Genomic DNA, 12220 nt, shown 5'->3' with positions numbered 1-12220 from the left:
GGAGGTTCGAGACATGAAAGTAAGACCGTCAGTTAAACCAATCTGCGAAAAATGTAAAGTTATTCGTAGACGTGGAAAAGTAATGGTTATTTGTGAAAACCCTAAACATAAACAAAAACAAGGTTAATCAGAAGGAGGTGCATTCAGAATGGCACGTATCGCAGGTGTAGATATTCCTCGAGACAAACGCGTTGTTATTTCTTTAACTTACGTATTCGGCATTGGTCGCACAACTGCTGAAAAAATTCTTACTGAAGCTGGTATTTCTTCAGAAACACGAGTTCGTGATTTAACGGAAGACGAACTAGGACGTATCCGTGATGTTATCGATCGTATTAAAGTTGAGGGAGACCTTCGTCGTGAAGTATCTCTTAACATTAAACGTCTAATGGAGATCGGTTCTTACCGTGGTCTTCGTCACCGTCGTGGTTTACCAGTTCGTGGTCAAAACTCTAAAAACAATGCTCGTACACGTAAAGGTCCACGTCGTACAGTAGCAAATAAAAAGAAATAATAAGTAAAGGAGGTTGAACTAACAATGGCACGTAAAACAAACACTCGTAAAAAACGTGTGAAAAAGAATATTGAAGCTGGTATAGCTCATATTCGTTCTACTTTCAACAACACAATCGTAACACTTACAGATACTCACGGTAACGCACTTTCTTGGTCTAGTGCTGGTGCACTTGGTTTCCGTGGATCTCGTAAATCTACTCCATTCGCTGCACAAATGGCTGCAGAAGCTGCTGCTAAAGTTGCAATGGAACACGGTTTAAAAACTTTAGAGGTTACTGTTAAAGGTCCTGGTGCTGGTCGTGAAGCTGCAATTCGTGCTCTTCAAGCTGCAGGTCTAGAAGTAACAGCAATTAGAGATGTTACTCCAGTTCCTCATAATGGATGTCGTCCACCAAAACGTCGTCGTGTGTAATTTTTCTGTATAGAATTTTCCCTTTTGTCTATAATGGATATGATGCATTATCGAGAAATTTCGTACAGAAACATCGCTTGTTGTGCACAATCGGGAACTGCCTAAGGGGGACTTTCGGTTAGACAGGGGTTATACCTTTGTTTAACCGGGGTTTCGACGTTTTGAAGGAGGGTTTAGTTAATGATTGAAATCGAAAAGCCGAAAATCGAAACGGTTGAACTTAACGAAGATGCTAAATATGGCAAATTCGTAATTGAACCGCTTGAGCGTGGATATGGTACTACTTTGGGTAACTCCTTACGTCGTATTCTTTTATCCTCACTCCCTGGTGCCGCTGTTACTGCTATCCAAATCGATGGCGTATTACATGAATTTTCAACAGTTGAGGGCGTAGTAGAAGACGTTACGACGATCATCTTAAACTTGAAAAAGTTAGCTCTTAAAATCTACTCTGAAGAAGAGAAGACGTTGGAAATTGATGTACAGGGCGAAGGTATTGTCACAGCTGCTGATATTACTCACGATAGTGATGTTGAAATCTTAAATCCAGATTTACACATTGCAACGTTAGCAAAGGATGCGCATTTCCGCGTGCGTTTAACTGCAAAGCGTGGCCGTGGGTATACGCCAGCTGATGCAAATAAAAGCGAAGATCAACCAATAGGAGTAATTCCTATTGATTCTATTTATACTCCAGTATCACGTGTGACTTACCAAGTGGAAAAGACACGTGTCGGACAAGTGGCTAATTATGATAAGCTTACGCTTGATGTATGGACGGATGGAAGCATCGGGCCAAAAGAAGCTATCTCTTTAGGTGCCAAAATCTTAACTGAGCATTTAAATATCTTTGTTGGTTTAACTGATGAAGCACAAAATGCTGAGATTATGGTCGAGAAGGAAGAAGATCAAAAAGAGAAAGTTCTTGAGATGACTATCGAAGAACTAGATCTTTCTGTTCGTTCTTATAATTGCTTAAAACGTGCAGGAATTAATACTGTACAAGAGCTTGCGAACAAAACAGAAGAAGATATGATGAAAGTTCGTAACTTAGGACGTAAATCCTTAGAAGAAGTTAAACATAAACTTGAGGAATTAGGTTTAGGTTTACGTAAAGACGACTGAGGATTTAAACCCATCAACAAAGGAGGGAACTACGAATGGCATACAGAAAATTAGGCCGTACAAGTGCGCAACGTAAAGCTATGTTACGTGATTTAGCTACTGATTTAATTATCAACGAGCGCATCCAAACGACAGAAACTCGTGCAAAAGAACTTCGTTCTGTAGTGGAAAAAATGATCACTTTAGGTAAACGCGGAGATCTTCATGCTCGTCGTCAAGCAGCAGCTTTCATTCGCAATGAAGTTGCAAACGCTGAGACTGGTCAAGATGCACTTCAAAAATTATTCGCTGATGTAGCTCCACGCTATGCTGAGCGCCAAGGCGGATACACTCGTATTGCAAAAATTGGTCCACGTCGCGGAGACGCAGCACCAATGGTAATTATCGAGTTAGTATAATGATAATTAAAGGGGCAGGACAGTTCTTTTCAAGTAACTGGTCATGGCCCTTTTTTTTTAAATATAAAAATTAGGCTAACTTGGCGAAGGAAAGGGTGCCTTGTATTGAAAAAAGAGAAACTTCGGACAGAAAATATATCATTTCAATATCCTGGGGCAGCCTCTTATGCATTAAAAGATGTTTCATTTTCCTTATATGAAGGAGAATGGGTATCTGTTATCGGACAAAACGGTTCAGGAAAGTCTACACTTGCAAAATTATTGAATGGTTTGTTTTTACCAGAATCAGGAACTATTACAGTGAATGACACGATGGTTTTATCAGAGGAAACGGTATGGGATGTTCGAAAACAAATTGGAATGGTATTTCAAAATCCGGATAATCAATTTGTTGGAATAACAGTGCAAGATGACGTTGTATTTGGCTTAGAGAATGTTGGAATGCCAAGAGAACAGATGATAGAAAGATTGGAACAGGCTCTGCGACTTGTCCGTATGGAAGAGTTTCTTAACGATGAACCTCATTCACTATCTGGTGGGCAAAAGCAGCGAGTCGCAATAGCAGGCGTTTTAGCGCTTCAGCCATCTATTTTAATACTAGATGAAGCAACGTCAATGCTAGACCCTCAAGGGAGACGTGAAGTAGTAGAAACGGTTAGACAACTTGTTAATCAAAAAGGTATTACCGTGTTATCAATTACGCACGATTTAGAAGAAGCGGCACAATCAGACCGTGTTATTATTTTAAACAAGGGAGAAATATTAGAGGAAGGGACCCCAGAACAAATGTTTAAGTCCTCTCATATGCTCCAAGAAATTGGGTTAGATGTACCATTTTCAGTGAAAATAGCAGAATTATTAAAAAGAAATGAAATTCTCTTGCAAAATACGCATCTTACAATGGAAAGCTTGGTGAACGAACTTTGGAGATTACATTCCAAAAAGTAGAACATCGTTATCAATATAAAACTCCATTTGAAAGGCGTGCACTTTATGATATAGACGTGTCGTTTCCAAGTGGGGGCTATTATGCCATTATCGGTCATACTGGTTCAGGTAAGTCGACGATGATTCAACATTTAAATGGTTTATTGCAGCCGACAAATGGTACAGTTCAAATTGGTGAACATTTCATTTCGGCAGGAAAGAAAGAAAAGAAGCTAAAACCACTACGTAAAAAAGTAGGGGTTGTCTTTCAGTTCCCAGAGCATCAGTTGTTTGAAGAGACTGTGGAGAAAGATATTTGTTTCGGTCCTACGAATTTTGGAGTATCTGTAGAGGAAGCGAAGCAAAAGGCAAGAGAGGCAATTGAACTTGTAGGGTTAGAGCCAGAACTATTAACACGTTCTCCGTTCGAGTTAAGTGGTGGGCAAATGAGGCGTGTTGCGATAGCGGGCGTACTGGCGATGGAACCTGAAGTGCTTGTATTAGATGAACCTACAGCAGGACTAGATCCCAAAGGACAGAATGAACTTATGGAGATGTTTTATAAGCTACATAAGGAGAAAGGTCTTACAGTTATCCTTGTAACGCATAATATGGAGGATGCTGCTAAGTATGCAGAGCAGATTGTAGTCATGCATAAAGGAACGGTCTTTTTGCAAGGAAGTGCAGAGGAAGTATTTTCACATGCTGATGAATTAGAAAAAATTGGTGTGGATCTTCCTATGTCTTTAAAGTATAAACGTGCAATTGAAGAGAAGTTTGGTATTTCAATTCCAAAGGCTACCTTATCTTTAGAGGATCTTACTCATGAAGTTGTGCAGGTGTTACGAAAAGGTGGTCATGAATCATGCAGCAGTTGATTATTGGGAGATATATCCCAGGGAATTCACTTATTCATCAACTTGATCCACGTACAAAGCTGCTGATTGTCTTTTTATATGTATTTGTTGTTTTCTTGGCAAATAATGCGATTTCATATGGATTTTTATTTTTATATGCACTCATTGCTTTATTTTTTGCAAAAGTGCCGATTCGTTATGTACTTTCGGGCTTAAAACCAATTTTATGGATTTTTCTTTTTACATTTTTCCTGCATATTTTTACAAATAAAGAAGGGGATGTACTATTCCAACTTGGTTGGTTTTCTATACATGAAAAAGGATTAGAGCAAGGAATATATATTTCTATACGCTTCTTCGTTATTATTCTAATGACGACATTATTAACGTTAACGACGACACCTATTGAAATTACAGATGGTTTGGAGACGTTATTAAAGCCGTTGAAGCGCATAAAAGTTCCCGTTCATGAAATCGCATTAATGATGTCAATTTCACTTCGTTTTATCCCGACACTAATGGATGAAACGAGTAAAATTATGAAGGCGCAAGCGTCACGTGGTATTGATTTTGCTGGGGGACCGATAAAAGATAGGATGAAAGCTATTATCTCATTACTCGTTCCGCTATTTATTAGTGCTTTTAAGCGTGCAGAGGACTTAGCAATTGCGATGGAAGCCCGTGGATATCAAAGTGGCGAAGGACGTACTAAATTTAGGCAACTACGCTGGAAAACAGGCGATACAGTAACAATTATAAGCTTACTTTGTTTAGCTTGTATTTTGGCATGGGTGCGATCGTAATGGAGAATAGAGAAATGGATAGAATAAAATGTACGGTTGCATATGATGGCATGCATTTTTGCGGTTATCAAATTCAGCCGCAGCATCGTACTGTTCAACAAGAGATAGAGAAAGCATTGCAGAAATTGCATAAAGGAGAACTTGTTCGTGTTCAGGCATCGGGCAGAACGGATTCTACCGTTCATGCCAAAGGACAAGTAATACACTTTGATACCCCTTTGTCTCTTGAAGAGTGGCAATGGAGTAACGCTTTAAACACAATGTTGCCGGATGATATTGTTATCAGACAGGTAGAGAAAAAAACAGAAGAATTTCATGCCCGTTACGGTGTTGAGAGAAAAGAATATCGTTATCGTGTATTATTATCAAAGACTGCGGATGTATTCCGTAGAAATTACGTATATCAATATCCATATCCGCTCGAAATAGATTCTATAAGAAAAGCGATTCCTTATTTTATTGGAACGCATGACTTTACTTCTTTTTGTTCGGCAAAAACTGACAAAAAAGATAAAGTGCGAACAATTTATGAAATCGAATTAATTGAGCAAGACGATGAATTAATTTTTCGTTTTGTAGGTAATGGATTTTTATATAATATGGTCAGAATTATTGTTGGTACGTTACTTAGCATAGGGCAAGGAAAGCTTGATCCTGATAGCATTCCAGAGATTTTAGCGAAACAAAATCGCCAGTGTGCTGGAAAGATGGCTCCAGGTCATGGACTTTACTTATGGCAGGTAAACTATAACAACTAATCCTGGTGTAACATTTGCTTGACATTAGAAACTCAAAAGTATATCATAACATATGGTATTGTTTCTAAAACCACGATTAGCCCCGGAAGGAAATCGTGTTTAAGATAAACAATAGATTTTTTCTATGGAAAAGATAACGAGGAGGGAAACACATGCGTACGACTTTTATGGCAAAAGCTAACGAAGTTGAGCGTAAATGGTATGTGGTTGACGCTGAAGGTCAAACTTTAGGTCGCCTATCTACTGAAGTAGCATCCATTTTACGTGGTAAAAACAAACCTACATTTACACCACACGTTGACACGGGTGATCATGTAATTATTATTAACGCTGAGAAAATTCATTTAACAGGTAATAAATTAAACGATAAAATTTACTACCGTCACACTAACCACCCAGGTGGACTTAAGCAAAGAACAGCTCTAGAAATGCGTACAAACTACCCTGTACAAATGTTAGAGCTTGCAATTAAAGGGATGCTTCCAAAAGGACGTTTAGGACGTCAAGTATCTAAGAAATTAAACGTGTATGCTGGAGCAGAGCATCCACACCAAGCACAAAAACCAGAAGTTTACGAACTTCGCGGATAATCAATTAAAGGAGGGCTTACTTTGGCACAGGTTCAATACTATGGCACTGGACGTCGTAAGAGTTCAGTAGCGCGCGTACGCCTAGTTCCAGGCGAAGGACGCGTTATCATTAACGGTCGTGATTTTGAAAACTATATCCCATTTGCTGCATTACGTGAAGTAGTGAAACAACCTCTAGTTGCAACAGAAACTTTAGGTAACTACGATGTACTTGTAAACGTAAATGGTGGTGGATACACTGGTCAAGCTGGTGCTATTCGTCACGGTATTTCTCGCGCTTTATTAAAAGCTGATCCAGAATACCGTCTAACACTAAAACGTGCAGGTCTATTAACTCGTGACGCACGTATGAAAGAGCGTAAAAAATACGGTCTTAAAGGCGCACGTCGTGCACCTCAGTTCTCAAAACGTTAATTTTTGCGAACTACAAACCCCAACCATTTTGGTTGGGGTTTTTTTATGTTTCATTCCTCTTTTTTAATTTTTGTAGTTTGGAATATTTTAGTGCTATCGCCTCGCGTATGCTTCTTCTTTAGAAGTTTAGACTAATACGTATTAGGGAGGTTTATAAGTACTATGAATGTCATTGTCAGCTTACAAGAAAAACAAAAAGAAAAGCAGTTGAAATATGAGCGGAAGATGCTGCGAGAATTATCATTAAAAACATTGCGTTCAAATATTCGTGATGCTTTTCAGATGCAAGAGCTTCATCGTCAGTATGAAGATTACTGTATTGAACTAGGAATAGAATCTTATTTATTAGGAGCGAGATACAGTAAATTTGGTTATTATGGTGAATCATTTTTTGATGTAAAATATAGAGCTTTAGAAGAAGAGCAACAATTAACTGAAACGCTATTTCAATTTTTAACGAGTATGACTATACGAGAAATTAAATTAAAAGATGAGGAATTACTTTTTGAATCTTGCCAGCAGTTTATCGGCTTATGGTGGCAGGAAGGATATGAAAAAGGTGAAAGAAGATATCGATTAAAGCTTCATTAAGACAAGCATAAACTTTCCTCTTGTCCCATATAAGTAATTAGAGGGACTAGCTGGAGGAGGAAAGGTATGAAGAGAATTCGAATTATCTCTTTTGCGCTCGCTGCGGTTGTTTTGTTTTTTTTAGTTAAACAAGAATTTCAAATTACAAAATCGTGGCGTGCTTGGAATTTACCCTTATCAGGGAAAGTGATTGTACTCGATGCTGGACATGGGGGGCCAGACGGAGGGGCTGTTGGTGGAAAGGATATTATCGAAAAAGATATTACGCTTGAGATTACAAAAAAAGTACAAGATTATTTACAAGAACAAGGTGCGCTAGTTATTTTAACACGTGAGGGAGATTATGATTTAGCTAACAAAGATACAAAGTCGTATAGTAGACGTAAAGCGGAGGATTTAAGGAGGCGTGTGGAGATTATTAATAAACCAGATGTCGACTTCTTTGCGAGTATTCATTTAAACGCTTTAACTAGTAGTGGATCTAAAGGAGCACAAACGTTCTACTACCGTTCTTTAATTGAAAATGAACGCGCTGCGAAATTTATACAAGCTGAATTGAGAACGAGTTTAGAGAATACGGATCGTTCTGCTAAAACGATTTCTCATGTATATTTATTAAAGTATGCGAAAACACCAGGTGCTTTAATTGAAGCTGGCTTTTTATCGAATGTGAACGAAAGATATATGTTAAATTCGGAGAAATATCAGCAAAAGGTAGCGGCAGCTATATATCGTGGGATATTACGTTATTTCACGGAAAAAGGAAATCCTCCAGAATAAGGAGGATTTTTTTCGGGTTTCTCTCGTTAACGAAGTTTTCGGAAAATATGTTATACTGGAAATGTAAACGCATTTATTTCAGAGGTAAAGAGAGATAAATTCAATTAACATTACGTTATTTTTCATACAGGGGGCTGGGCTAATTATGGTAACGAAAGAGCAAGTAGTGGAAGCGTTAGAAGGGATTGTAGATCCGTTTTTACATAAAACGTTAAAAGAAACAAATGCAATTAAAGAGGTAACAGTCAAGCCGGATAAGGAACATGTGAGTGTTAAAATTGCAATTGTAAAAATGGGTACAGCGGAGCAAATGCAATTGCAAGCTGGAATCGTAAAGTTAGTAAAAGAACTTGGGGCGGCAACGGTTGGACTTCGTTTTGCAGAATTTACGGAAGAGGAATTAGCTCAGTTTGCGCCACCGCAAGAAGAGAAGAGCGAATCTTTATTATCACCAAACTCAAAAACGACATTTTTAGCAGTGGCGAGTGGAAAAGGCGGGGTAGGAAAATCAACAGTTTCTGTTAACCTTGCCATTGCTTTAGCTCGTCTAGGAAAAAAGGTTGGTATTATTGATGCGGATATTTACGGTTTTAGCGTACCAGATATGATGGGGATAGAAAAACGTCCTATCGTAAGAGGCGATAAGATAATCCCAGTGGAGCGATTAGGTGTAAAGGTAATCTCAATGGGATTCTTTGTAGAAGATAATGCACCAGTTATTTGGAGAGGGCCAATGCTTGGGAAGATGTTAAATCACTTCTTCACAGAAGTAGAATGGGGCGATTTAGATTATTTAGTATTAGATTTACCTCCAGGTACAGGTGATGTTGCGCTAGACTTACATTCGATGTTACCGGCTTGTAAGGAGATTATTGTAACGACGCCCCATCCAACAGCGGCGTTCGTAGCAGCGCGTGCTGGAGCGATGGCTTTACGTACTGAACATAGTATCCTTGGTGTGGTTGAAAATATGGCGTATTTTGAAAGTAAAGTAACTGGAGAGAAAGAGTATGTATTTGGAAGAGGTGGAGGAGATAAATTAGCTACAGAACTTCAAACGGAGGTACTTGGCCGAATCCCGCTTCAACAACCCGATTGGAATAAAGAGGACTTTGCACCGTCAGTATATGAAGATACTCATACAACGGGTCTTATTTATCGTACGATAGCTGAGACAGTGATTGATAAAACAGCTGTCGCGCAAAAGTAAAGTAATAATGAGTGGACGATACATATATTGTCCACTCATTATTATAGTTAGTATTTTTACTGTTGTTCTTTGTTCCCGTCTTGGGAACCACCTTCACCGCCTGCTTCTTTCTTATCAGACCCGCCTTTTTCAGCTTTTTGTACACCTTTACTAATAATGTCAATCATCTTAGCTTGGAAGAGTGGGCTTTCAGCGGTTTCTGTTAGTACTTGTTGTAAATATTGACGGTATTCTTTGCTTTTCATTGTTTGTAGCATCATTTTTTCTACTTCAGGATTCTTCATGATTTCTATAACGCCTGATTGGTATTCAGGATCTTTTAGGAGAGTTTTCATTAAGTTTGTCTGTTCTTTCCCCATACTTTTAGCAAATTTAGATGAGAACTCAGGGTCTTTAAAGAGCTTTTCCCAGAATTGTTGCCCTTTGTCGGATACCATTGCATCTTCAATTGTTTTCTTTACTACCGTTTCATCTAGTATGAGTGCTTGTTTCATTTTTTCGTCTGTTAATACATCTTGAATGGCTTTCTTTCCTTGGTCGGTTTTTAAAATATCAATAATCATTTTCTTTGTTTGATCGTAATCTAGTTCGGATTTAGCTTCTTTTTCTTGTGCACATGCTACAAGTGCGATAAATAGAAAAGAAGAAATCAAAACGAGTAGCATCCGTTTCATAAATTGGAACTCCTTTCAACACAGTTCTCTTTTTTAATATAAATATCTTTAAGGAATTTATACATGAACATGGCTAGCTTTTTGAAATTGTCATTGATACAATTTAATTAGAAATATACGAATAATGGGGGATGTGTTTTGAATAGCCGCAAATGGGTACGACTATTTTTAACGACGTTGTTTCTTGGTGGGATTAGCACGGTCTTTATTGGATTTGTTTTAGAGTGGGACAAGTACGCTAAGTTTTTTCAAAATTTTGACGTCGGGGAGATTTTAGCGGTCTCTTTCTGGTTGATGGGTGTAGGATTTATTTTTAGTGTTATAAGTCAGATGGGATTCTTTGCATATTTAACAATCCATCGTTTTGGATTAGGGATGTTTCGGTCACCTTCTTTATGGAATGCAGTACAGCTTTTCTTTATTGCATTTGTATTATTTGATTTTGTGTATTTAAGATCCGTACTTATTGCAAATGGAGAAGTTTCATTAGGGAATAACATATTTGTGGCTGGGATGTTATTTGTATTTGGAGCAATTGTTGCTTATATAAAAAGTAAAGAAACGAATAAAAAAGCCTTTGTGCCCGCCCTGTTTTTTATGGTTGTTGTAACAATTCTTGAATGGGTACCAGCGCTTCGAATTAATGATACAGATTGGTTATATTTAATGGTTATACCACTTTTATTATGTAATGCATATCAGTTACTTGTATTACATCGTTTAATTGGAAAAACGAGTAAATCAGCTTAGTTTAAGAGGATTCTCTTGGATTTTTACATAGCGGTAGTTGTACTACTGCAAACATCGAGATAAAAAAGCTCTATTACCTTAGTGAAAGGTAGTAGAGCTTTTTATGTGTGAGGGATAGTAGGGAACTTACTTTACATCTTCACTCTTTGTACTGGTGTTGGAAATGAGCTGTGATACGGATATTTGTTCATATCCGTCACTCTTTAATTTTTGCAGGAGCAGTGGTAAAGCTTTATTTGTTTGAAGGGCAGAGTCGGATGCATGTAATAAGACGATATCTCCACCTTTCAAATTATTAGAGACGGTGGAAACGATGTTACTTACACCGGGGTTTTTCCAATCGTTCGAATTGTTACTCCAATGAACAACTGTGTATCCGAGTGATTCTGCTATTTTAAGTGTTGCTTTGTTAAAGTCTCCACTAGGTGGACGTAATAGCTTGACTTGTTTCACACCGAGTTTTGTAAAAACATCTTGTGCACGTAAAAGATCTCTTCGTATTTCATTTGTTTCTAGAGAAGTGTAGGACGTGTAATTATAGCCCATACTACCGATTTCATGTCCATCTTTCAGGATGCGTTCAACAATATCTGGGTGTCTTTCTGCCCATGCAGCAGAAATAAAGAAGGTTGCATTTTTAATGTCTCTTTCTTTAAGTGTATCAAGGATTGGAATAGCTTTTTTGTCTCCCCAACTAATATCAAACGTGAATGCAACTTGTTTTTTAGCTGTGTCTCCTTTGTAAATCACCTTAGGTCCTGTAGCGGTTGAAAAAGCAGACTCATGTGAATATGTTTTTAAAAAGAGAAGCCATGCCGTAAATAAGGAAAGTATCACTATTAAGCTAATGTGTTTAAAAGTTCTTTTACTCGTAATAAAAAAGAAAAACATAATATTACGCCCCTTTGTCCAATCCTTTTCAGTTACATATATGCTTAAAATATAAAAAAGAGAACAAGGGATTAACATCGTCAGTAGTGGATATAATGAATGATAGGATTTTGATAAGTGAAAATGAGCGGAACGTTTATTGCTCTGTAAGGGATTATTGAGGTGATGATTTGCTGGGGCTTATGCTGACGAAAGAAGAGAGAAAAGAAATGGAATACATATTGAAGAGAGAGCTAGAAGAACTTTTATTTGATTTTGAAGATGAGCGTATTCATGCCGTTGTAAAAAAAGCGATGGAAGAAAGATATAAAATCATTTTTTGTTTGTTTCGAAGAATTGCTAACGCAGAAGAATGTATTCGTTATGTAAGAAAAAGAAATTTTTATTAAAAAGTATTGACGTTAATAGTTAGTATATGATAAATTAATAACCGTCGCTGATGCGGAAACGCAGAAAACGACAAAAAAGAAATTGAAAAACTTAGTTGACATCGAAAAACGAAGATGTTAACATAAGGGAGTCGC

General features: G+C 37.7%; 18 protein-coding genes. 16 read left to right on the top strand and 2 right to left on the bottom strand.

The window, feature by feature from the left end; translation table 11 throughout:
- Positions 1-13: 13 nt before the first annotated feature.
- The 14 genes from rpmJ (at position 14) to COC96_RS15355 (ending at position 9381) form a co-directional block, all read left to right on the top strand.
- Entirely contained in the window at positions 14-127 is a 114-nt protein-coding gene (rpmJ, locus tag COC96_RS15420) for a 50S ribosomal protein L36 (RefSeq protein ID WP_000868344.1), read from the top strand.
- Positions 128-148: 21 nt separating this feature from the next.
- Positions 149-514 carry a 30S ribosomal protein S13 gene (gene rpsM / locus COC96_RS15415; RefSeq protein WP_000090792.1) on the top strand — a complete coding sequence of 122 codons (366 nt, stop codon included), beginning with the start codon at positions 149-151 and terminating at the stop codon, positions 512-514.
- A gap of 24 nt (positions 515-538) precedes the next feature.
- On the top strand, positions 539-928 hold the full coding sequence (gene rpsK, locus COC96_RS15410) for a 30S ribosomal protein S11 (RefSeq protein ID WP_000101797.1): 390 nt from the start codon (positions 539-541) through the stop codon (positions 926-928).
- Between the two features lie 180 nt (positions 929-1108).
- Entirely contained in the window at positions 1109-2053 is a 945-nt protein-coding gene (locus tag COC96_RS15405; RefSeq protein WP_000569643.1) for a DNA-directed RNA polymerase subunit alpha, read from the top strand.
- Between the two features lie 35 nt (positions 2054-2088).
- Positions 2089-2451, top strand: coding sequence for a 50S ribosomal protein L17 (rplQ, locus tag COC96_RS15400; protein ID WP_000331490.1), 363 nt, complete (start codon positions 2089-2091; stop codon positions 2449-2451).
- 105 nt (positions 2452-2556) lie between these two features.
- The gene (locus COC96_RS15395) at positions 2557-3399 is read left to right on the top strand and encodes an energy-coupling factor ABC transporter ATP-binding protein (protein ID WP_098769028.1); all 843 of its coding nucleotides are present in this window, start codon (positions 2557-2559) and stop codon (positions 3397-3399) included.
- Positions 3375-4256, top strand: a complete 882-nt coding sequence (locus COC96_RS15390) for an energy-coupling factor ABC transporter ATP-binding protein (RefSeq protein ID WP_098268763.1) — start codon at positions 3375-3377, stop codon at positions 4254-4256. The genes COC96_RS15395 and COC96_RS15390 overlap by 25 nt, the downstream gene beginning before the upstream one ends.
- Complete coding sequence (locus tag COC96_RS15385; RefSeq protein ID WP_097904643.1) at positions 4244-5038, top strand: energy-coupling factor transporter transmembrane component T family protein; 795 nt, start codon at positions 4244-4246, stop codon at positions 5036-5038. Before COC96_RS15390 ends, COC96_RS15385 begins: the two co-directional genes overlap by 13 nt.
- 14 nt (positions 5039-5052) lie before the next feature.
- Positions 5053-5796: a tRNA pseudouridine(38-40) synthase TruA gene (truA, locus tag COC96_RS15380; protein WP_098268769.1), complete on the top strand. Its 744-nt coding sequence runs from the start codon at positions 5053-5055 to the stop codon at positions 5794-5796.
- A 152-nt stretch (positions 5797-5948) separates the two neighbouring features.
- Positions 5949-6386, top strand: coding sequence for a 50S ribosomal protein L13 (rplM, locus tag COC96_RS15375; protein WP_001260795.1), 438 nt, complete (start codon positions 5949-5951; stop codon positions 6384-6386).
- 21 nt (positions 6387-6407) lie between these two features.
- Positions 6408-6800, top strand: coding sequence for a 30S ribosomal protein S9 (gene rpsI, locus COC96_RS15370; RefSeq protein WP_000079986.1), 393 nt, complete (start codon positions 6408-6410; stop codon positions 6798-6800).
- 162 nt (positions 6801-6962) lie between these two features.
- On the top strand, positions 6963-7391 hold the full coding sequence (locus COC96_RS15365; protein ID WP_097904644.1) for a DUF2521 family protein: 429 nt from the start codon (positions 6963-6965) through the stop codon (positions 7389-7391).
- A gap of 66 nt (positions 7392-7457) precedes the next feature.
- A complete protein-coding gene (gene cwlD, locus COC96_RS15360) occupies positions 7458-8171 on the top strand; it encodes an N-acetylmuramoyl-L-alanine amidase CwlD (protein ID WP_098268764.1) in 714 nt (237 codons plus the stop codon).
- A 145-nt stretch (positions 8172-8316) separates the two neighbouring features.
- Positions 8317-9381, top strand: coding sequence for an Mrp/NBP35 family ATP-binding protein (locus COC96_RS15355; protein WP_098268765.1), 1065 nt, complete (start codon positions 8317-8319; stop codon positions 9379-9381).
- Positions 9382-9437: 56 nt separating this feature from the next.
- Here the strand turns inward: COC96_RS15355 and gerD are convergent, their stop codons facing one another.
- Positions 9438-10055: a spore germination protein GerD gene (gerD, locus tag COC96_RS15350; RefSeq protein WP_071711509.1), complete on the bottom strand. Its 618-nt coding sequence runs from the start codon at positions 10053-10055 to the stop codon at positions 9438-9440.
- 138 nt (positions 10056-10193) lie between these two features.
- Between gerD and kbaA the strand changes: the two genes are divergently transcribed.
- The gene (gene kbaA, locus COC96_RS15345) at positions 10194-10805 is read left to right on the top strand and encodes a KinB signaling pathway activation protein KbaA (protein WP_097904647.1); all 612 of its coding nucleotides are present in this window, start codon (positions 10194-10196) and stop codon (positions 10803-10805) included.
- Positions 10806-10931: 126 nt separating this feature from the next.
- Here the strand turns inward: kbaA and pdaB are convergent, their stop codons facing one another.
- Positions 10932-11696, bottom strand: coding sequence for a polysaccharide deacetylase family sporulation protein PdaB (pdaB, locus tag COC96_RS15340; RefSeq protein ID WP_098268766.1), 765 nt, complete (start codon positions 11694-11696; stop codon positions 10932-10934).
- A gap of 170 nt (positions 11697-11866) precedes the next feature.
- On the opposite strand from pdaB, the gene COC96_RS15335 reads away from it, so the two are divergent.
- The gene (locus COC96_RS15335; RefSeq protein ID WP_098268767.1) at positions 11867-12085 is read left to right on the top strand and encodes a hypothetical protein; all 219 of its coding nucleotides are present in this window, start codon (positions 11867-11869) and stop codon (positions 12083-12085) included.
- Positions 12086-12220 lie beyond the last annotated feature (135 nt).

Origin of the sequence: Bacillus cereus, from assembly GCF_002577405.1 — a bacterium.
GTDB lineage: Bacteria > Bacillota > Bacilli > Bacillales > Bacillaceae_G > Bacillus_A > Bacillus_A cereus_AU.
This window is presented reverse-complemented; position numbering and strand designations above follow the sequence as displayed.